Source organism: Ktedonobacteraceae bacterium (assembly GCA_035653615.1).
Classification (GTDB): Bacteria; Chloroflexota; Ktedonobacteria; order Ktedonobacterales; family Ktedonobacteraceae; genus DASRBN01.
In genome coordinates this window covers 1-20406 of sequence record DASRBN010000043.1, presented here as the reverse complement: position 1 = coordinate 20406, position 20406 = coordinate 1, and the positions used below count along the sequence as shown (strand labels likewise).

17 protein-coding genes are annotated in these 20406 nt (G+C 53.3%); 7 read left to right on the top strand and 10 right to left on the bottom strand.

Annotated features, from left to right (window positions below; all coding sequences use genetic code 11):
- Window positions 1–52 precede the first annotated feature (52 nt).
- On the bottom strand, window positions 53–1222 hold the full coding sequence (locus VFA09_26760; protein HZU70906.1) for an alpha/beta fold hydrolase: 1170 nt from the start codon (window positions 1220–1222) through the stop codon (window positions 53–55).
- Window positions 1223–1441: 219 nt separating this feature from the next.
- On the opposite strand from VFA09_26760, the gene VFA09_26755 reads away from it, so the two are divergent.
- From VFA09_26755 to VFA09_26725, 7 genes are all read left to right on the top strand, one after another.
- Entirely contained in the window at window positions 1442–2572 is a 1131-nt protein-coding gene (locus tag VFA09_26755; protein HZU70905.1) for a hypothetical protein, read from the top strand.
- Window positions 2573–2690: 118 nt separating this feature from the next.
- Complete coding sequence (locus VFA09_26750) at window positions 2691–3077, top strand: FixH family protein (protein HZU70904.1); 387 nt, start codon at window positions 2691–2693, stop codon at window positions 3075–3077.
- Between the two features lie 108 nt (window positions 3078–3185).
- Window positions 3186–4271, top strand: coding sequence for a sensor histidine kinase (locus VFA09_26745; protein HZU70903.1), 1086 nt, complete (start codon window positions 3186–3188; stop codon window positions 4269–4271).
- Window positions 4261–4983 carry a response regulator transcription factor gene (locus VFA09_26740; GenBank protein HZU70902.1) on the top strand — a complete coding sequence of 241 codons (723 nt, stop codon included), beginning with the start codon at window positions 4261–4263 and terminating at the stop codon, window positions 4981–4983. Before VFA09_26745 ends, VFA09_26740 begins: the two co-directional genes overlap by 11 nt.
- Window positions 4984–5351: 368 nt before the next feature.
- The gene (locus VFA09_26735; GenBank protein ID HZU70901.1) at window positions 5352–6959 is read left to right on the top strand and encodes a FixH family protein; all 1608 of its coding nucleotides are present in this window, start codon (window positions 5352–5354) and stop codon (window positions 6957–6959) included.
- Between the two features lie 283 nt (window positions 6960–7242).
- Entirely contained in the window at window positions 7243–8322 is a 1080-nt protein-coding gene (locus tag VFA09_26730; protein ID HZU70900.1) for a hypothetical protein, read from the top strand.
- Between the two features lie 11 nt (window positions 8323–8333).
- Window positions 8334–9506, top strand: a complete 1173-nt coding sequence (locus tag VFA09_26725; GenBank protein ID HZU70899.1) for a YncE family protein — start codon at window positions 8334–8336, stop codon at window positions 9504–9506.
- 6 nt (window positions 9507–9512) lie between these two features.
- On the opposite strand, the gene VFA09_26720 is transcribed toward VFA09_26725, so the two are convergent.
- The 9 genes from VFA09_26720 to VFA09_26680 form a co-directional block, all read right to left on the bottom strand.
- Window positions 9513–11186, bottom strand: coding sequence for a hypothetical protein (locus VFA09_26720; GenBank protein ID HZU70898.1), 1674 nt, complete (start codon window positions 11184–11186; stop codon window positions 9513–9515).
- 55 nt (window positions 11187–11241) lie between these two features.
- Window positions 11242–12081: an ABC transporter ATP-binding protein gene (locus VFA09_26715; GenBank protein ID HZU70897.1), complete on the bottom strand. Its 840-nt coding sequence runs from the start codon at window positions 12079–12081 to the stop codon at window positions 11242–11244.
- A 201-nt stretch (window positions 12082–12282) separates the two neighbouring features.
- Window positions 12283–12681, bottom strand: coding sequence for a hypothetical protein (locus VFA09_26710; GenBank protein ID HZU70896.1), 399 nt, complete (start codon window positions 12679–12681; stop codon window positions 12283–12285).
- A 96-nt stretch (window positions 12682–12777) separates the two neighbouring features.
- Window positions 12778–14964: a serine/threonine-protein kinase gene (locus VFA09_26705; GenBank protein ID HZU70895.1), complete on the bottom strand. Its 2187-nt coding sequence runs from the start codon at window positions 14962–14964 to the stop codon at window positions 12778–12780.
- Between the two features lie 329 nt (window positions 14965–15293).
- Complete coding sequence (locus VFA09_26700; protein ID HZU70894.1) at window positions 15294–17669, bottom strand: serine/threonine-protein kinase; 2376 nt, start codon at window positions 17667–17669, stop codon at window positions 15294–15296.
- A gap of 457 nt (window positions 17670–18126) precedes the next feature.
- Window positions 18127–18399, bottom strand: a complete 273-nt coding sequence (locus VFA09_26695; protein HZU70893.1) for a hypothetical protein — start codon at window positions 18397–18399, stop codon at window positions 18127–18129.
- 281 nt (window positions 18400–18680) lie between these two features.
- Window positions 18681–19268, bottom strand: a complete 588-nt coding sequence (locus tag VFA09_26690) for a hypothetical protein (GenBank protein ID HZU70892.1) — start codon at window positions 19266–19268, stop codon at window positions 18681–18683.
- Window positions 19269–19409: 141 nt separating this feature from the next.
- A complete protein-coding gene (locus VFA09_26685) occupies window positions 19410–20015 on the bottom strand; it encodes a matrixin family metalloprotease (GenBank protein HZU70891.1) in 606 nt (201 codons plus the stop codon).
- A 196-nt stretch (window positions 20016–20211) separates the two neighbouring features.
- A partial coding sequence (locus tag VFA09_26680) for a hypothetical protein (protein ID HZU70890.1) occupies window positions 20212–20406 on the bottom strand: 195 nt, incomplete at its 5' end.

The window sequence follows — 20406 nt, the reverse complement described above, 5'->3', positions numbered from 1 at the left end:
GTACCGCGTGCTGGATAAATCTGCACCCTACCGGTCGCCCTGGTGCGGGTTGCTATGACTCCACCAGGTGCAGCTTTTGCGTCAGAAATGAGGTCAATTCAGCATCGTAGGCTTTCGGGTCTGTATTCCAGGCTTCAGTATGGTCCGTATGTGGAACGCGAATGTATGTGACAATAGCAAGATGGGCTTTCGCAAAAGCATCGCTAACTCCAATCGGCGTCGTCGTATCACTTTCACCGTGAAAGAGCAGGACGGGAATGGCAGGCTGAGGCAATTGCAATTGATCGAGCGCATCGAAATTGAGACCACCGCGTATGGTGGCAACCTCTTCCGCAATAGGGTCGATAAATCCTGGTACTGAAAGCATCTGGGCCTGGAACGCGAGCGTCGAACGCAGGTCGAGAATCGGGGCATCGAGCACAAGGGCCTGGATATATGATGTATAGGATGAGCGATGCACGAAGGCTTCAACGATGGCCCCTCCTTGTGACCAGCCGTAGAGTACCAGGTGTTGCGCGCCGTGGGCCAGCGCGTACTTGACACCGGCTTCCAGGTCTTGCCACTCGGTATCGCCGAAATGATCGTAGCCGTCGGGGCTGGCCGGGGAACCGAGATCATTGCGATACGAAATGGCAAGCAGGGGCAGGCCGAGATGTGCCAATGGTTGAAAAACGCGCAATGTTTCTTCTCGTGTTACCCCTCGACCATGTACCAGGATAGCCCAGGTGGAGAGTTTGCCGGCAACATACCACGCGGGCATTGGCCCTAGAGGATCAGGAATCTGCACGTTGTTGATTGTCAATCCCAGGCTGTCCATGAATTTGCCCGCGTAGACCCTCCTGTTCCAGTATACCTTCGTGCCAGGAGCGAGAGACCCGGTGGTTTGCATAAACTGGCGCGTCACAGTACTTGCATTCGAGGAGAGAATCGGGCCTACGATAGCCTGTCCCGCGGGCCATTCGATCTCAAATACCCCCGGAGCCAGCGTGCTGGAGTTCCGTTGCAGCGTGATCACCTTCGCGCCGACCGCGTCCACAGTTATAGCATAGGTAGGAGTGTAATGGATCACCTCAAGGATGGCGTTGGAGAAGTAGAAACTGACGCCACCAATTGCCGCTACTGCAAGAAAGATGAGAACGAGAAGAGCTATCAGTACGACCTTGACAATACGCCGGTGCGGTCGCTTCTGGAGGGACGAAGTAGTCTTGCCTGAGTCTTTCATTGGCTATACCTCTTCTTTCTCTTGCCGTACTCTGTCCACGGAATTGATGAGCGCAAGAGCTATCATACTGTATCACGCGCTGGCGCTAGTGTCCACCTGTACATTAAACTCAACAGGCATAGTCTTTCCGCGCGAGCCGATTTCTGGAACCTCTTGACCTGAAGGCTTAGAGTAGTAACAAGAATATATTTATGAGCCTGTTAAAGGACAGAAAGAGCAATGTCACTGTCGAAACCACCTTCAGTTTCCAATACGGCAAAAGAGCAGGAATCTAGCCGCCGCGTGATAAAATCCACTCCACGCAAACGGCTACTGCGCGTACTTATTCCGGTGCTGCTTGCCATCGTCATCGTTGCCACCTGGCTGCTACTCAACAGGCAGGTGAATAGCACCGACCCAACAGTAGCAGGACGCCCGCTCTCGAATCCACATACCCACCTGCACACAGTAGCTCTCGGCGTAAAGCCGGGAGTTGTTTATCTGGGCACTCACTACGGCATGTTTACCAGTACTGATGACGGGCGCACCTGGCCTCAAGCGCGCGGGGTACTGAATTCTCTGATGATTACTTCCATTGCGGACAGCCCCGCCAACCCGAATTTGCTGGCGGTCACGGCTATTCCCATCAGCGGATTTGGTCAGAGTATGGGGACATATTTCAGTTCAGATGGCGGCAAGAGCTGGCAGGCGCATAATCCGCCCAACTTATCCGCTTCGGCCTATCCCTATACTATCAAAGCCGGACCGGCCAGCGGCCAGTTCTACGCCTATTTCATCAGCGCGGGATTGTTCGAGACGAGAGATATGGGCGTTCACTGGTATTCCATCACGAATAACACCCTTTCAAATATGCAGGTTCCTTCTCTACTGACCGACCCTGCTGATCCTGACCACCTGATCCTCGGCGGCGATCAGGGACTATATGAAACGCATGACGATGGACACTCCTGGAACCATATTACTGCTGTGAAAGGCAACGTTTACAGTATCGTAGCTTCCGGGACTACGCCGCGCATTATTTTCTGCGCTACCGACCAGGGGATATATTACTGGCACGAGGGCAGTTCACAAATTACGCAGCTAGCAACTTCACCGATGGCGAGTCCGCCAACACGCCTCGCTATCGATGCCACAGGAAAGACGCTGTACGCGCTATCCGGGCAAGACCTGTGGTATTCAGCAGATGGCGGGAACACCTGGCAGCACCGCTGGCATTTCAATCGCGGCGATATGGTTTCTTTACTCGTTGACCCCCTGCATCCCGATCATCTCTATGCCGGTTTCTTTCTACCCGCCGAGGTGCTGTATAGCACAAACGGAGGCAAGTCGTGGCAGGTATTAACGAACTGAGATATGGCAAACACCCTACGGTGCAAAATAGGGATTCATCCTAATAGCCAGCCGCGGCACATTAACCTACACTATACTGTGTAACTCGTTTCCGAATGAATAAAGAGGAAATACATCTATGCGCGTGCGACCCATTTTCTGGTGTTTTCTTGCTGTATGCTGTACCGGCGTACTGATCTTCGCCGCGACCCTGCGCGAACATTCACCCGCGATCCTGCATGTGTATCTCGAACAGCGAACTCCGGTTGCAAGCGGGTTCACCACTGTGGAACTGCATCTGACAGACCCGCAGGGATTGCCCATTGAGCAGGCACAGGTTTTGCCGAGTGCTAAAATGACTAATATGGACATGATAACGAACCGTATTCATGTCACAGCGCAAGGTCAGGGAAACTACAGCGTGCAGTTGCAATTGTATATGACGGGGCCGTGGGAGATTCGCATTGTAGCCAACGCCGACGGCTTTGATCCCCAGCAACGCACGTTGTTCGTTCAGGTAGAATAATGGCTCAAAGCGCAGTATCAATCTTGACGATATGGGGCAATCAGGTCTATAGTTATGTCGAGTTACTGAGAGTTTTGCTGCCATAGAGCGAAGAAGTGAGATATCGGCGTGTCGCGAGTTAGGCGTTTTTGCCGGAAACAGTTACAGCGTTTGCGGCTCTCTCTATTTGAGAAAGTTATCCTGGCCAATAGCTTGATGCTGGTTGGCGAGGCTCTGGTTGGTCTATGGGTGACCAGCCACAGCCTGGAGGCGCATCACTACCTGATCGATACCAGCTTCATCGTCGCGGCTACCCTGCTCACTCTAACAATCAACGTGATTCTCCTGCGTATCAGTTTTCGCCCACTCTTCAGCTTGCTCGCGACGATCCGCGCTATCAGTGCCGGAAAGACACAGGCGCGCGCGAAAATCACGGCGACCGATTCGCAGATCGCGGAACTGGCCCAGGCATTCAACGGTATGCTCGATCAACTGGAAGCGACGCGACGCGAACAGGCTCTCTTGATCCTGCAGGCGCAAGAAGAGGAACGCCGCCGGCTCGCGCTCGAACTGCACGACGAGAGCAGCCAGACGCTTACCGCGCTCCTTATTCACGCGGAAATTCTCAACCAGTCGCTCGCGGCATTGCCGGACCCCGCGATTACGGAGGAGGTGCGCGCATCGCTTCGTACCGGTCTAAATAACCTGTCCCACCTCATCCAGGATACGCTGGAAAATATACGCACGTTAGCGCAGCAATTGAGGCCGGGCGTGCTGGACGATCTTGGATTACATGCCGCGTTTCGCTGGCTGGCTGAGGATAGTTTCCAGCGCCTGCACCTGCCTGTAGAGCTGCACCTGGATGACGTAGAGCATATCGTAGGGGAGAGCGATAGTTCAGGCCTCTACGAGACGACATTGTTCCGCGTCGCCCAGGAATGCCTCACGAACGTGGCCCGGCACGCGCGAGCGCAGCAGGCCTGTATCACACTGGCGCGCGAGCAGCAGCACATCTTCCTGCAAGTTCGCGACGATGGTTGCGGCTTTGACCTCTCTACATCACATACAGGGTTGGGAATACCCGGCATGCGCGAACGCGCGGCATTACTGGGCGGGACAATTACGATACAGTCTGCGCCTGGCCAGGGAACAACGGTTGAAGTCATACTACCTCTGCCGGTAACGCAAGCGGAAGGGGGGATATATGGGCGCTGAAGCAGGGATTCAAGCTCCAATTCGCGTGTTGCTCGCCGACGATCATGATATCCTGCGCCAGGGACTCAAGATGCTGCTCAGCCTGCAAAAGGATTTGCAGGTCGTGGGTGAGGCACGTACCGGGCGGGAAGCGGTAGCACTGGCGCAAGAACTGCAACCGGATGTCATCGTGCTGGATATCAGCATGCCCGACATGGACGGCCTTGAGGCATGCCGGCGAATTCGCAGCGAGCAGCCGGCCACGCAGGTGCTGATTCTGACTATGCACGAAAGCGAGGAATATTTTTTGCAGGCGCTGCGGATGGGCGCAGCTGGCTATCTAGTCAAGAAGGCCGCGCCCGGCGACTTGCAGATGGCTATTTCCGCCGTGGCTCGCGGGGATGCGTTCCTGTACCCCGGATTGGCCAGGGCCCTCATTCATGCCTATGTTACAGCATCTCCAGCGGGGCTAAACGACCAGAATAGAGATGTTGCGAACCCCGCAGCAACGAACCTTGCTCAGGAACTGCGAACGCTGACTCCGCGCGAAATAGAGGTGCTGAAGCTGGTAGCGGAAGGGCATACCAATCAAGAAATTGCCGACCGGCTGGTGCTGAGCATCAAGACCGTGCAGGCGCACCGCGCGAACGTCATGGAAAAGCTGGGGTTGCGCGACATAACGCACCTGGTGCGCTTCGCCATCCGGCATAAACTTATACCGGCCGCTCCCTGAGCCTGAGAGACGGCGAGCGACCACCGGGGTACGCCCCTACTTGACGCTCTTATAAAGATGAAAGACAATATACCTGACGGCGGGCGACCACCAGGGTACGCCCCTCGTGAAATTTGACAACCGAATGAGGCAAGCAATCTCTGGCCATGTCATGCTGAGCGCAGCGAAGAATCTCGGTGGCCCTCGACGCAGATTCTTCGCTGCGCTCAGCATGACATGAACGGATTCTCTATTTGATGCTGACTTTTTATTAAGTGAACAGAGCGGAATTCTCGCTGCGCTCAGCATGACACGAACGGATTCCCTGATTCGCTCGTCAAAATTCATCAGGATCCCGCGCCTGACAGTAGAAGATTTGGATGAAATAGATGAGATATTTTTTAGAGACGCTCGCCGTCCTGAATGCCAGTCAAATCGACGGCCCGACATTTTTCAACTTCATTATGATAACGCTGGTTGAGCTTGGGGCTGTCTTCTGGATGGGAGCGCAGCTGTGGTCGAATTTCGTGCCTGGACTTGCATCGCAGGCACATGTAGAGGAACGATCCATCAATGAAGAGGTGGAGCAGTATTTCGAACAGCGCCTTTCGCTGCCCACGCTCGTCGTGCTCCTGCTGGCTAATATCGGTGTGTTGATCGGGCAGGCAGTCAATATCGCGGGCGGGAACTGGGCAGATGCATTCTCCCTTTCGCTGCTTGGAGATGTCCTTGGCGGCGGGCGTTTCGGCACATACTGGACGATGGGCGAGATAGTGATTGTTGTGGCATTGCTGCTCGCAGTCTACATGGTAGCGCACAAGCAGCGCTCGCGGGCCGTCAATAACGGGCTTTCCCTGGTCAATTTTTTCCTGGGCTCGCTGCTATTCGTCGCCATGTCTATGTCAAGCCCTGCTACAGGGGTCAGAATAAACCTCTTTGTCTTTGCCGTCGTGATAGACTGGTTGCACCTGCTGGCGGCGGCGCTCTGGGTTGGTGGCATCATGTACATCGCGACCGCTTACCTGCCGGTTCTCAAACGCAGGGCGCCGGCAGAACAGTCACGCTCGCTGGCAACCGTCATTCCCTATGCCACGCCGCTGGTCGTTGCCGGAGTGCTGATTATGGCCGTCACAGGTCCTTTCAGCGCCACATTCCATCTGAGTTCCGGGCAACAATTTCTAGCGACTGCTTATGGACGCGCGCTGCTTGTCCATATCGTGCTTACGGGTTTATTACTGCTAGCCAGCGCCATTCAGATTGGCCTGCTCAGCCCGCGACTGAAAAAAGAGCAGAAGAAATACGCTTATGCTGCGCAGCGCTTAAAAAATCTGCAAGTCACCGGGTCGCCTGTAGGAGCGCAGCTGATTGCCCCATCCGAACAGGCGACAGCGGCAGAAGAGGGGAACGTAATAAATCGAGGTAGTACGTTACAGCAGGCCACAACCGCAGCCAATGGCCGGGAAACTTCGCGCCAGAATCAATTGCTTGCTCAACAGGTGAGATTGCGCGAAGGACGGATGGCGAAGAAAACTCAACAACTGAAATCGGTCCTGCGCTGGCAGCCACTGCTGGGCGCAGGTATACTGGTATGCGCCGGGCTGATGAATGTCTTTGTTGGTACGCTTGCTCCGGTTACAACCTCCGCGGCCCCGGCGGCGAAAAATTCGTCGTTCAATACCACAGTGAAAACAACCGATAAGAAATTTACTATCACGCTCAACATCAATCCTGATCGCTTCGGCTCCAACGTCTTCACAGCGACGGTTACTGACAATGCAACGGGTCAGCCTGCTACAAATGTCGGGGTTTCGCTTGACAACACCATGCTCGATATGGATATGGGGACCGATACGCTTACTCTACAACCCGATGGGAAAGGGCATTTCAGTGCCGCCGGGGATTTAAGTATGCCGGGCGACTGGCAGGTGAGGATAATAATACATACGCCCGATGGCGCATTGCACGAGGCGACGGTCAAATTTACCGCGCAAGATTGATGTTACAACGGCGGGGCCGATAATGGGTTTGAACAAGCTACTGTGGCAACGGGCGCGAGGCCGATGAATCGGCCCTACGTCCATTGCAGAACATCCCTATGACAACGTAGAGAATGCGATATGACAGCGCGGGGCATGTCATTCTGAGTGCAACGAAGAATCTCCCACCCACTTGTAGGTAATCACCAGGATATTTTGATGCGTCAATATTCGTTAGATATGGTAATATAGTGAGCGGTTTTGAAGTTCATCGTTCACAGAGAAAGATGTAACCAGTGTAACTATGGAACAGTTTAAACATGCACGCATTATCATGTTTATAGCGATCGCGTTTTTGCTGGCCGCCTGCAGTGGCGGTGGGAGCGGCAATGGAGCACAATCCGATGCAACCGCAACGCCTCTAGCAGTCAATGGTTTTGGAATAGCGACCAATCACGTGCATTCCTTGATCGCCTTGCCTTCGCATGTCCTGGTGCTGGCAACACATTACGGTATTTTTCGCTCCCAGGATGATGGCGCGACCTGGCAACAGGTGGCGGCAGGTCCGGGCCAACCAATGGGCGGCTTAATGGCCTATGCGCTCACCTATAGCCCGCTCGATCCCGACAGGCTCTATGTCCTGACACAACTTGCGACAGTTCCCCATTCCGGTACATTGGGCCTCTATACAAGCGACGATCAGGGCAAAACGTGGAAACTTTCGATACCCACGTCCAGCCTCACCTCCAGCTATATCTATACTGAGGCAGCCGGTAACGACAACCCCAACGAGGTCTACATCTATCTTTTCGACCAGGGAGCGTTGGGACTGAAAGTCAGCCTGGATAACGGCCAGCACTTCTCCAGCACCGGCACACTGCCCTTTGGATTGATCTTTGGCATCCTGCCCATTCCGGGAGCGCCGGGTCAACTGCTGGTCTACGGCAGCGATGGTATGGCACGCAGTACAGACGGCGGGAATCACTGGCAGGTCTTCAAAAATATCGAGGGCGGCATCGATGACGTAGCGACGGCAGGACCACATAGCCCTATCTATGCCTCCGGTGACGCGGGTGTCTACGCATCACAAGATGGTGGCAAGACGTTCAAGTTGATGTATAGCCAGGCTTCTATTGCCGCGCTAACCGTGTCACCTGCTTCGCCGCAGGTCATTTATGGCAAAACCGGGCTGGCCGTCTATCGCAGCGAAGATGGTGGACGCACCTGGAGCCAGCTGCCGCACATCAATGGCAACCTGGCAGTTCTGGCCGCCGATCCAACCAATCCCTCAGTAGTATATCTCTCGCTTTCCTATCCAACGGCAATGTATCGCCTGGACGCAAATAGCAAGGGGTGGACTTCATTAACACCTCCGGCATCGTGAGTATGGAGACAATGAGTTTGCATCATGTAAAAATATATGGGATAGGCATTGCTCTGCTGTGCTTATTTTTGCTGTCCCCCGCCACTCAGCTTGCCTATGCCGATGGGGGAGCGCCCAACCTGGCATATGTGGCAGGGGCAGGGAATGGCATGAGTGTTATCGACATCTCGCAGCAAAAAGTAGTCAATAACTTTGCTGTTCCAGGCGACCCATCCATGGTCTATTTAAGCCTGGATGGGCGTTTTCTCTATATCGCGCAGCCAGCATTGGGACGCGTTACCTTGCTCGCGGCAAAAACGGGGCAGACGGTTTGTACGGCAAATGTTCCCGGACGGCCCAGCCTGGTGGCATTCGATGCAGGCCTCAATATCCTTTACGCGGCCGGCAACGCTTCCAACACGATCACAGAAATCGACCCCACGAATTGCGCCATAAAGAAAACCATCACCACCAGCGGTGACGTCTATGGCATGGCGGTAGCCTACGTTGGCTCCGGCATCTCGGGAGGGAACGGCAACCAGCTGTGGGTAGCCACGACGACCGCCATGAATGTGTATACCAACAGCAACCTGATTGCCAGCATTCCGATCCCTGGCGGTCCGCAATATGTCACCATTCCGGCGGGAGAGTTTGTGTACCTGACAACGCGCAACGGCGATGTCTACGCCATAGACCTGGCATCGCGCAAGCCTCTGCCTGCCTTGTTGAGCGGAGGTCAGTTTGGCCCAATGGATTATGACGCGATCACAGGCGAAGTTTACGTACCCGACATACAGCACAAGGTCATTGAGGTGCTAAGCCCAATTACACCTGGCACGACTGTCCCGCCGCACGAACCGATCAACACTATTCGCCTGGGTGTTGCCCCGCAATCAATCGCCATCACAAGCGATGGGCAGCTCGGTTTTATCGCGCTGCAGGGCGGAAACGTGGCAATGCTGGACATTCCAGGCAAGCAAATCTTCAATACCATCCATGTAGGCGGCGAGCCACACTTCATCATCACAGGGCTGTATCCGCCCGCCATCGGCAACAGTAGTCCACAGCAGGCGCAGCGATTGTCAACGATCATCGCAATCGGAGCCTACGCGCTGGTCATCGCGCTCATCGTCATCCCTCTTTTCCTGCTCTGGAGATATATGCGCTCATCGGCTCATAAAAAGGACTTGATGAGGAAGCAGTAGGGATGACTATTGCTCCCGCGTCGTAATCGCCAGTATCTCCGGCGTCCGATCGATGATGCGCGGCGCTACCAGGCGCGTCACGACCTGGTGAAAGGTGATGCCGTAGACGAGAGCCAGGGGAATGGAAACGGCCCATACCCACTGCACATGGAAAAGAACGGGCAGGATCAGCGCCACACCAACCGGTATCAATAAGACGGCGGTTACGGCCAGCATGAGCAGCGATACGATGCCGCGCAGGCACCCTCCCTGCGACGATTGCCCGGTAGCGCGAAAGCCGCGCTGCATCTGCCGCACGTACTGCGGAAAGTAAACGGATGTGAAGTTGCCGCAGCCGAGGGTGATGCCCATTCCCGCCAGCGCGATAGCCAGCACAGGCAAGACAAGATTCCAGGCCCGCGACAGGAATGCGGCCAGAATGATCAGTACAATCAGTTCTCCTAAACCCAGCATAAACACAGCCAGGTTTTTTGCCCACAGGATGCGTTCCGGCTTGACTGGAAAAAGGAATAGCGTGGTAAGGCTCTGTCGCTCCAGGCCCAGGGAGTTAAGCGAGAGCGTGATGGTGAACAGGAAGACGATTAAGGGGACAATATACAGCGTGTAGCTACTACCGCCGAAACGGGCGGAGTTGGGGTTGAATAATGGCCCTAGAATGAAGATGGCGACGTAGATTAGCGATTGGAACATCACCACCTTGAGCTGGGGGTCGCGCCAGAAGTATTTGAGATCTTTTGTGGCGATGGCGCGTACCTGCGGAGATATCAATCGACTCCACAGGGTCGTGCCGGCAATTTCAGTACCGGCAGGCAAGGCCGGGGCATGCTGGCGACGGGCATGCCTGCGCCCGGAGCCGCTAACCTCAGGCGTGCTGATGCTGCTTTCAAGCACAACCTGCCAGAGGTACAATACTACCGCGGTGACGACCAGCAAGAGACCAAGGAAGGCAAGGCTTGCCCCCCAGTTGCCGGCGACCGCCTGTTGAATTGAGCGCGCAGCCATACCCGGCGGCAACCACTGTAGATAAGGGGAGAAACTGGCGCTTTTCAGGCTCTCGTAAAAGTGTTGCAGCCGCGTGCCACCCAGCACGAACTGCTGGATCAGGTAACAGGACGAGGAAAAGACGGCGATGATGATAATGCTCAGGTCGCGGAAACGGCGGCTCTGCAATGTGCGCATCAAGATGGCCAGCACCAGCTGGCTGATGCCGATTACCTGCACATAGAAGATCAGCATGGCGACAAAAGCCAGTATTCCCACGGGCACAGAAATGGCCCAACCTGCGACTACGGCGGCAAAAACAAGGATAAGACCGATGGTGGGAATATCAAGCAGGGTCGAGAACAGCAGGCTCGACATCAATTCAGCACGCGTGAGCGGGAATTGTATTAATTTGGAGACATCCAGACCCTCATTAACGGTATATTCCAGCAGGGGCAGGATGATCCACAAGAAGTAGACCGCGGTCAGGACAATGAATACCAGTTCTGTATTGGCAGGGGCAGGCAGGAGACGATAGGCAAAGAAGGAGCCTACAGCAACCGAACCCGCGAATCCCAAAACGAATAGAAACAGGAAAATGGAACCGACTGCGCTCCATGGGCTGCGTACAAAGCCTCGCGTGAAGACCTTCCAGCGCAACCAGAAGAGCCAGCGCAGCTTATCACTATGCACGACCATATATCCCTCCTGGAGATAGGAAAACGGCGGAAACGCTAATGTTCCACCCGGCGAGCTATTCAAGCCAGCTTAGATTATGTGCCTCTTCGCGCGCGCCAATCACGTTCAGGAAGATGTCTTCGAGGGTTGCATCCTTGCCCTCCTGTGCCCGGTCGCGCAGTTCTTGCAGCGTACCTTCGGCCACCAGCGTTCCCTGGTTGATAATGCCGACGCGTGTGGAAAGGCGCTCCACCACCTCCATAATATGCGAGGAGAAAAAGATGGTGGTGCCATGGCGCGTCGCATCGTGCAGGATATCGCGAATGACGCGCGAACTGACCGGATCAATGCCCTCGAATGGCTCATCGAGGAAGAGTACCTGCGGGCGATGGATGAGCGCGGCTGCCAGCGCGATCTTTTTGCGCATGCCGACAGAGTAATCGACGATCAACTTATCGGCATCATCATTGAGCGTCAGCACTTGCAGCAGCTCCTCCGAACGGCGCCGGATATCGGCTTCCGGCACCCCGTACATGTGTCCGGCGAAGGTAAGAAACTCGCGCCCGGTCAGGCGTTCATACAGGTTCAGATATTCCGGCAGGACGCCCATCAACGAGCGCGCCCGGATAGGGTCGCTCCATACGTCGACGCCGCCCACGTATGCGGAGCCGCTTGTAGGCCGCAAAAGGCCGGTCAGCATTTTGATGGTGGTGGATTTACCGGCTCCATTTGGACCCAGAAAGCCGAAAAACTCACCACGCTGTACTGTCAGATTGAGATGGTTCACCGCGACCTTCTGCCCAAACATCCGCACAAGGTCACGCGCTACCACGGCAGCCGATATCTTCTCTTGAAAAGGATTTTGCTGTCGCATCACCGGCTTTGCCATCATGGATTGATTCTGCTCAGGAAGCATTGTTACCCTTTCTTAGTGCTACATTTAAAGATATAACTAATTGCTATAGCACATAATAACTGAATAACAGGCTGTTGTCAAGACACCTGCTAGTTAAGAACGCATGATGGATATGGCTATCAAATAGGAAAAATGAGTCGATGACACTAAGCAAACTACGCGAATAGAGGGCGCGTAGTTTCAGAAGATCAGTTATTCGTCCTAGTTCATCCATTCTCCTGGTGCGCTACTGCGGACCTGAACACCGGCTTCGCGCTGCTGCATGGCCTGGGCATCGCGTGCCATACGCTGTCGTAGTTGCGAGAGTGAGGTGCGATGCCAGTAAGCGGCGGGGAAGAGGCCGATGGCAATGGTAATCGTCGCACCGATTTCGGCGCGGTTAAAAGGCAAATGGGGCGGCAGGTGATAGGGGATATGCCGCAGAATGCCAAGACGCAGCATGAGCGTAAAGACAAACAGGCCCAGCTCGATCAATCCCACCACAATATACGACACAATCTCGGCAGCACGTCTTTTACGGTAGAACACCGCGAGGAAACAGTTCAAGGCCAACAGAAAAACGGTAAGCACAAGCGTGATAGTGATGAGTATGTTTGTCAAGTGATGCCTCCAGCTCCAATGAGAACAGGCAATGATTTTTCACAATCAACCGATCAATATGGCTCTGTTGAGGACAGGCACAAGGCGCTGTCCCTACTAGTTTCTTGTCAGTAACAAATTTGAGAAAGCGACTTCTGTCCCTTTCTGATTGACGAGCATGCCAACGGCACCGCTGGAGAACGAGCCATCCTGGACGGTGCCAACGTGTTTCCCATTTACTGTCAACGTAAAACTTTTGCCATTGGCGAAGACTTTGAAGGTATTGATACTTTTTGGCCCATGTCCCTCATGAAATTCTTTGCCAAATGGTTGGTGCCAGAGCTCTTGCCAGGGATTCGCCTTCGATCCCTGGCTGTCATCGTATTTCCAGAACTCGTATTCGCCGCCCGGATTATTCGTGACCTCGAAGCTATAGAAGGTCGTGATCGTCCTGCCACCCTTCTGCTGCGTGGTGGCGCGCAAGATCATGCCAAACGCATTATTGATGGAGTTGTCATCGCCACGAATTTCTTCCATCGTCAAAGCATAGCCAAACGGGCTGCTCAGAGTTACGCCCTGCAAGATAGCGGGCGCTCCCCGCGCAGGGTCGTTGTTGGTGATGACATATGCGCCATTTTGAAACTGATAGAGTGTGGTTCCGGTGTTCTTGACGAGCCAGTTGTGAATATTGTGATCCAGGGGGTCGGAGAGAATGATATTGGCCTCAGCAGTCGCCTTCACATCTGCGGTAGCCGTAGCTGCAATATCAGGCGTCTGGTTAACCATCATGGGTTTGTTATGTAATTTGTTTTGAGCCGTTGATGGTGACTGATTACTACGTATCCTGGCGAACGCGAAGATACCGGAGCCGACCAGGAGCAGGACGAGCAACGCGGTTGCCAGGACCTTTACATTTCTATTCCTGGCACCTGCTGGCCTGCCGGGCGATGATTGTGGCTCGGCGGCAGGCAATACCGGCAGCAGTCCGGTCACATATTGACCTGGCTGGCCCGCGACAGGCACGCGCACGACTTTGGCCGGGCCGGTCAGCTTGATCGTGCCGGTATTGCCCGGCTCGTAGTTTTGTAGCCTTAAGGCTCCTGTCGTACCCGCGTCAGGAGAAGGAGACACGGGATCGGCTTTCACAGGCGTCTCCAATGCCTGACCGGAAGCCCTATCTTCTTGCGTGGCGCTCCTTGAAGTTTTGCCGAGCATGCGAAACTGCCCGGTTCCGCTGCTCGTCGTGGGTTCCTGCAAGAACCCCGTTTGCCCGTGCGAGGCCCATGGAAGCGCCTTATCTGCTCCTGTGTCCTGGCGCCCATTGTGTACTACGTTAAGCGTGCCCGTCTGCCACTGTGGATCAAACAGGCTGTGAGGCTTATGGGATGCAGGCTGGGTGTTGATTTCATATGTGCCGCTCTGCTCGCGGAGCTGCCCGGTTTGAGTTTGTGCTTCAACGCTGGATTGCAAGGCGAGGCGGAAAGCGGAGGCGAGTTCCTGCGCGTGTTGGTAGCGCTCTCCCGGGCGCTTGGCCAGCGCGCGCAAGATGACCTGTTCTGCTTCTAGCGGCAAATCCGGGCGTAAGGCGCGCGGCGATGGAGGAGGTACCTGCAAATGCTTCACGGCCACCTGTGTCAACGTCTCCCCTTTAAAAGGAACTGTTCCGGTAACCATGTGGTAAAGCACAACGCCGAGCGAATAGATGTCCGCGCGGCTATCTATCCTTTTGCCCACGACCTGCTCGGGGGCCATATAATCGAGCATTCCTGCCGCGGCCAGGCGCACGGAGGCCATTTTGCCCTCTGATACAACATTGGTCAAGCCGAAATCGGCAAGCAGCAGCCTGCCATCGGACGCAATCAATACATTGCCCGGTTTGATATCACGATGAATGATTGCCTTGCTATGAGCGAAATCTACAGCGGTTGCCAGTTGCTCCAGGTAATCGGCAGCTGTAGAAAGGGGAAGCGCGCTATCACGTTCCAATCTGTCGCGGAGTGTGCCACCTTTCACGAACGGCATGACCAGGTATGCTAATTTAACATGTTGACCATATTCATGGATGGAGAGAATATGTGGATGTTCCAGCGAAGAGGCGGCATCCACTTCATGCTGGAAACGCGCGAGAAATTCGTCGAGGAGAGGAGGTTCCAGCGCAGCTGCGCGCACGAACACTTTGACGGCAACCTGGCGACGCGGGCGGCTCTGCTGAGCCAGGTAGACGGTGCCTAACGTGCCGTGGCCAATGAGTCTTTGCAGTGTGCTTGAGCCTAATTCCTTTCCGATCAACGCTTCCGTTTTCATCAAAATTTTCTCCTTACGTCCGTCCCTGCCTACCTCGCGGCGATGTCAGACTGAGATTCTTCCCCGTTCGCTGCGCTCAGAATGACACGGTCGCAGGATAGATAGGTGTATTGCTCGCGGGCACACGAATACCCACGGCCAACATCCCCATGTGTGTATAGTATTAAACTGAGACAGTTCTGACAATCTTTCAGGCTCAGGGGGGTGACAAAAGTACTTATCAAGGCAAGCGTGTAGGAACCCTGGAGGGCCTTACATGAATAGGGTTTTTGCCTGGGCGCTGCAAAAACCCTATTCATGGGGTCGCCCTCTGCACGCTCACCGATGTTTTAATTCCTGGTGATCAGCAGATCGGAAAAGGCGACTTCGGTACCTTTGAGGTTGACGAGCATACCAACGGTGCCAGCTTTGAACGAGCTATCTTTAGCGGTTCCCACTACCTTACCATTCACAGTAAAAGTAAAAGTGCTGCCGTTAGCAAAGATTTTCACCGTATTGATGCTCTTAGAGGTGTGACCCTGGTGAAATTCTTTGCCAAATGGTTGGTGCCAGAGCAACGTCCACGGGTTGACCGAGGGGCCCTTGCTGTTGTCATACTTGTAAAATCTGTATTCCCCGTTGTTGGTATTGACGACTTCAAAGCTATAGAAGGTGTTGATGACCTGGTTGCCTTTGGTCTGCTGGCTATAGCGGATAATCATGCCGAAGGAGTTATTAATCGAGGTATCATCTCCCTTGATCTCCTGCATGGTTAACTGGTAACCGATTGGCTGGCTATATGAGCCGGCCTGCAGCACAACCGCAACGCCTTGATCGCTTAGATTGGTAATATGATATGCGCCATTCTTGAACTGGTAGAGTTTCGTGCCGGAATTTGAGATGGGCCAGTTGTGATAGTTCTGGTCAAGCGCATCTGAAAGGATAATATTTGCCTGAGCGGTAGCCGTTGCCTGGGCGATGGTGGTAGCCTGCAAGTTGGGAGTGCTACTTGCGGCAGGATAACCGCTGTTCAAGGATGTTGACTGCTGCGAGGAGTGCGAACGCACGAAGGCGAGTCCCGCTGTGCCACCTGCTAGCAGGATAACCAGGGCGATCAATAGTCCTATGATGCGGACTTTTTTCGAGAAGCCTCTGGTGGGGGGAGCCGGGGGTGGCGCCTGTGTTGGGACGCTCAAAAGGCCGGTCATGTACTGGCCTGGTTGACCGGCTACCGGAACCTGTACAATCTTCAGAGGGCCGGTCAACTTGACGGTAGTGCTGCCATTGATCTGCTCGTAGTTCGGCACGGCCAGAGAACCCGAGGTTGTTTTGAAATCCGGCGACATTTGTGTGAAAGCAGAGGGGAGTATCGCCGGCTGTTTGTCGCTCGCGGTTGGAAACATCGCTACACCGGCGGTGAGATTGGCGCTGCCCGGCATTTGATCGAATGGGATAGGCATGCCGTTAAAGTCCACCTGTGGCAGCGTTGGCTGGCCGTAGAGGTCCTGGGCTGGAGCATAGGCGCTAGCTTGATTGCGCCCGAGTAGGGAACGCCCGCCAGGCGGTGTGACAGGTACCTGGTCGTTTGCCGTGGCTGCCGCGAAGGTTCCTGTGGTTCCGACCCTGGGAAACATGCCTGTTCTGGAAAGCAGACCGGAGGAGCGGACCGGCATAGCGGCATTAGCGGCGGGCAGAACGCCCGTTGCATAGCTCCTGTCCTGGTCCTGAGTCACTACCGGAAACATGCCTGATTGCCACTGGGGATCGAGCAGCCCACCTGAACGCCGGGAGAGCAGGCTCGATGAGCCGGTATGGGCAGGAGTAGCAGGGATGGAGGCTGAATTCGTCGCTACAAAGGATGGGAGTTCCACGGAGGTCATGGCGGCGCGGAAAGCAAGGGCGAACTCACGCCCAGTCGGGAAGCGGTCGGCGGGTCGTTTGGCCATCATGCGCAGCATGACCTGTTCAACAGCTATGGGCAAATCGGGGCGCAGCAGGCGAGGCGAAGCGGGTTGAGTATGCAACTGCTGCGCCGCAATCTGCATGGGCGTCTCGCCCTGAAATGGCGTCGTGCCGGTAATCATCTGGTAGAGGATGACGCCCAACGAATAGAGGTCGGCGCGCCCATCGACCTCATCTCCCATGACCTGCTCGGGAGACATATAGTCCGGGGTGCCAACGGGAGCGCCTTCTCCGGTGAGGCGAGTCTGGGCGGACTGCCCATCGGCAATCACTTTGACGAGGCCGAAATCGGTCAGCAAGGCACGACCTTCGGAGGTCAATAAAATATTGGCAGGCTTGATGTCGCGGTGGATGACGCCGTGCGCATGAGCGAAATCGAGGGCGGCGGCGACTTGATCGAGGTAGAAGGCAGCTTTCTCCAGGCTCATCGGCCCTTCGCGCTCCATGGCATCGCGCAGCGTGCCCCCGCTGATATAGGGCATCACCAGGTAAGCCAGTCCATCGTACTCGCCATATTCGTGGACGGGCATGATATTGGGATGCTCCAACGAGGCGGCTGCGTCCGTCTCACGGCGGAAGCGTTCCAGGAAAGCGGCCAGCTGGTGCGGCTTGAGCTTCGCAGCCGGCAGCAATACCTTTACGGCCACCTGGCGGCGAGGACGAGATTGCTGGGCCAGGTAGACCGCGCCCATGCCCCCTTGCCCAATCAATCGTTGCAGTGTACACGTTCCAAGTACCGTTCCTATCAATGCTTCAGCGTTCATCAAATCTCTACCTCTTCTGCTGATGTGCGAGATAAACCCACACTCTACCACGTGCTGGATAAATCCGCACTCTACCACTTTGCACTTCAATCAATATGTGCCGCTAACACCCGTTGGAATGTTGGCTTTCGTCAATACATGTTAATTAAAATAGTCGTGTATGACAATGGATCAGGCTTGAGAGCATGACCAAAGTAATGGTATGTGGGTGGTATTTTTATGAAAAATTGTTCACAAAGCTCCTGTAGGGACAGCGGCTGGTGCCTGTCCTGGTTGCGATACTAGGACAGGCACCAGCCGCTGTCCCTACAGGACGGGAGATTACCTGATTTGGTTGTCACAATTCTTCAGGACGGCTTTCACTGGCAATAAACGAGAACGCAGTGGTGATTTGATGAAGTTTAGCAAATTTGGCCGGTTGGCAAGCTACTTCCTGATTGACTATCCAGTTACATTATTATTCGCATGGAACAGCAGGCGTGCATCCTGATGCACGGAAGAACAGAGTTATTTCGGCAAATATAATGGCACTGATGATAGCAAGGCTCACATAGCCAAGCATGAGGCCAATCAAAGCAAGATCATACTTTCCACGCACGGTTGCGGCTTTCCTGGCATAAGTGCCACAGATGATGGTAACGATTGGGAGAGGCAACCAGAGCAGCCAGAAGAGTAGGTAGAGGTACTCACGACCTGCTGGGAGATAGGTATAGATACCTGCTGTCATCACCAGAAACACTGCTGTAAGAGCGAGAAAGACAGATACTAGACTCAAAATTCCCAATAACATGGTTATTCGGGCCATGAAAGATATGTGGGGGTGAAGATTTAATCTATTGTTAGTCAGATTCTCCGCGTTCATATACTGCCAGACTCCCGTCTCCAAATGATTATCTTCCAATGGGTTGATTCTGACCACCCATAACATTTTTTTGGAGTAATGGGCTTAAACTTTTCCCAGCGGAAAAGTTATATAATAATTCTACGGTCTGATAAATTTAATTGCAATACTTATGACGAGAGCACTTCTTGAACAAATGTATTGAGTGGAACATCTTTGATTGGCAATCCTTGCCCATTGATAGAGCTTACCTGATTGTTTGTGTCTACGACAAACACCCCTTGATATGCTCCAACTGGATACATCTGTGCAGTGATTGGACTAGGTGTGAGAAATAGAAAATAGCGGGAGCCAATGTGTAGCAATGGAAAACCTTCCACTTCCATGGATGCGCCATCCGACATTATACCTCCTATCTGTCGTACAAGTACCTTCTTTGTTAATTTGCCCAGTAAAGTGCGCTCAATATTTAAGACCGAAGTTGTGTAGGGTATGCCATGATTTCCAATAGACGTTGACTGTGAGTTTACAGTACCTAGCACAATCAAAGTTGAGTCACCTTTTAACTCCTTCAGTGATCTGTAGATATGAGCGAGAGATGCGTCCACCATCACTATATGAGAGGTGCTGCTAGAAGTTTTTTTGCTCGTCATGCCGGGTGATTGTTGGCATGCTGCAATTCCTGCAATCATCACTATTGCAAGTAGGGCTTTCATCAAGACCGCTAATATAGGGCTATGCTTACTAGTATTTGGCATTAGAAATCTCCTTGCAAGCTAAACTTTCATTAACCTCTCTCATTGCAAACTAGAGCAAGAGATAATTTGCTCTTGAGAACATCCGGCGAAAGACCAAGTTCTTCCTTTTTCTTGAATGCGAGTCGCTTCAATTAGCGCATATCAGCATTTGGAATAGATGGCATTAACACCAGCGTTATCATCACTTTGAGGGCTATTTATCCCATCAACCCACCATCGATCTGTAGTAGCATACATAAGTTGATTTTCATTGGGATCATGACCCAAACCAACATCATGTCCAAGTTCGTGTGCCGCTACACTTTGAACTGCTCCACCACTAGTATATTTACTCTGATTTGTATAGTAGGTATTCAAATATGCCGCCGCATAGGCAATTACATATACCGTAGTACCGTTAACATTGCAACCAAAAGACGAAGTATCCCTCCATGAATAGCCGTCATATCCATCGTTACCATCGTTTTGATCCCACATTTCTACATGATTCCCACCTGAATAACCAACAAAGTAAACAGGAGCATAAGGATCATTATTCCATGCATTTATACCATTGGTAAACCCTGCGCTATCCTTGCTCGTCATGGAATCTTTGATGTACTGAATTGCAAAATTATTCGGCCAATAACCACCATCGAAGCTATAATTTGCAAAGATGATGGGCGACCGCAGAGTACTTATAAAAGAAACCAGCATTAGAGCAAAGCAAAACGGTAGTAATTGTGAGAAGAAGCGACGAGGATGCATTGAATGCACTCCTTTCAATAGATATCCTAAAATACTAATAGCTTGGCTAGATCTCTCAGTTTTCTGGCTGAATAACTATTACTCATCAATATTATAATAAGTACTTGTGCTTTTGTCAATATCTCAGTTTTTAAAATCCCAAGAATATTAGTAAATTCAAGGAATATTTTGTAAAAACTCAGTAATAACGAGAGGCTCAAGTTATAGGAGAGCAAGGATCGCTGTTGCTACATGTGAAATACGAAAAAAATTTGTAACTACTCAGGTGTCCTAGAGATTTGCCAAAGAGTTCAACATCCTGTAGAGTAAGGGCATGACGCCAGAAGAAGAACTGCTTCAGCTTCGACAAGAGAATAAAGACTTGCATGAGCGACTGGCCCAACGAGATGAA

What these genes read in the sequence shown, in the direction of transcription:
- VFA09_26760 (HZU70906.1), bottom strand. Translation starts at nt 1,222, where the DNA reads ATGAAAGACTCAGGCAAGACTACTTCGTCCCTCCAGAAGCGACCGCAC.
- VFA09_26755 (HZU70905.1), top strand. Translation starts at nt 1,442, where the DNA reads ATGTCACTGTCGAAACCACCTTCAGTTTCCAATACGGCAAAAGAGCAG.
- VFA09_26750 (HZU70904.1), top strand. Translation starts at nt 2,691, where the DNA reads ATGCGCGTGCGACCCATTTTCTGGTGTTTTCTTGCTGTATGCTGTACC.
- VFA09_26740 (HZU70902.1), top strand. Translation starts at nt 4,261, where the DNA reads ATGGGCGCTGAAGCAGGGATTCAAGCTCCAATTCGCGTGTTGCTCGCC.
- VFA09_26735 (HZU70901.1), top strand. Translation starts at nt 5,352, where the DNA reads ATGAGATATTTTTTAGAGACGCTCGCCGTCCTGAATGCCAGTCAAATC.
- VFA09_26730 (HZU70900.1), top strand. Translation starts at nt 7,243, where the DNA reads ATGGAACAGTTTAAACATGCACGCATTATCATGTTTATAGCGATCGCG.
- VFA09_26725 (HZU70899.1), top strand. Translation starts at nt 8,334, where the DNA reads ATGAGTTTGCATCATGTAAAAATATATGGGATAGGCATTGCTCTGCTG.
- VFA09_26720 (HZU70898.1), bottom strand. Translation starts at nt 11,186, where the DNA reads ATGGTCGTGCATAGTGATAAGCTGCGCTGGCTCTTCTGGTTGCGCTGG.
- VFA09_26715 (HZU70897.1), bottom strand. Translation starts at nt 12,081, where the DNA reads ATGCTTCCTGAGCAGAATCAATCCATGATGGCAAAGCCGGTGATGCGA.
- VFA09_26705 (HZU70895.1), bottom strand. Translation starts at nt 14,964, where the DNA reads ATGAAAACGGAAGCGTTGATCGGAAAGGAATTAGGCTCAAGCACACTG.
- VFA09_26700 (HZU70894.1), bottom strand. Translation starts at nt 17,669, where the DNA reads ATGAACGCTGAAGCATTGATAGGAACGGTACTTGGAACGTGTACACTG.
- VFA09_26690 (HZU70892.1), bottom strand. Translation starts at nt 19,268, where the DNA reads ATGCCAAATACTAGTAAGCATAGCCCTATATTAGCGGTCTTGATGAAA.
- VFA09_26685 (HZU70891.1), bottom strand. Translation starts at nt 20,015, where the DNA reads ATGCATCCTCGTCGCTTCTTCTCACAATTACTACCGTTTTGCTTTGCT.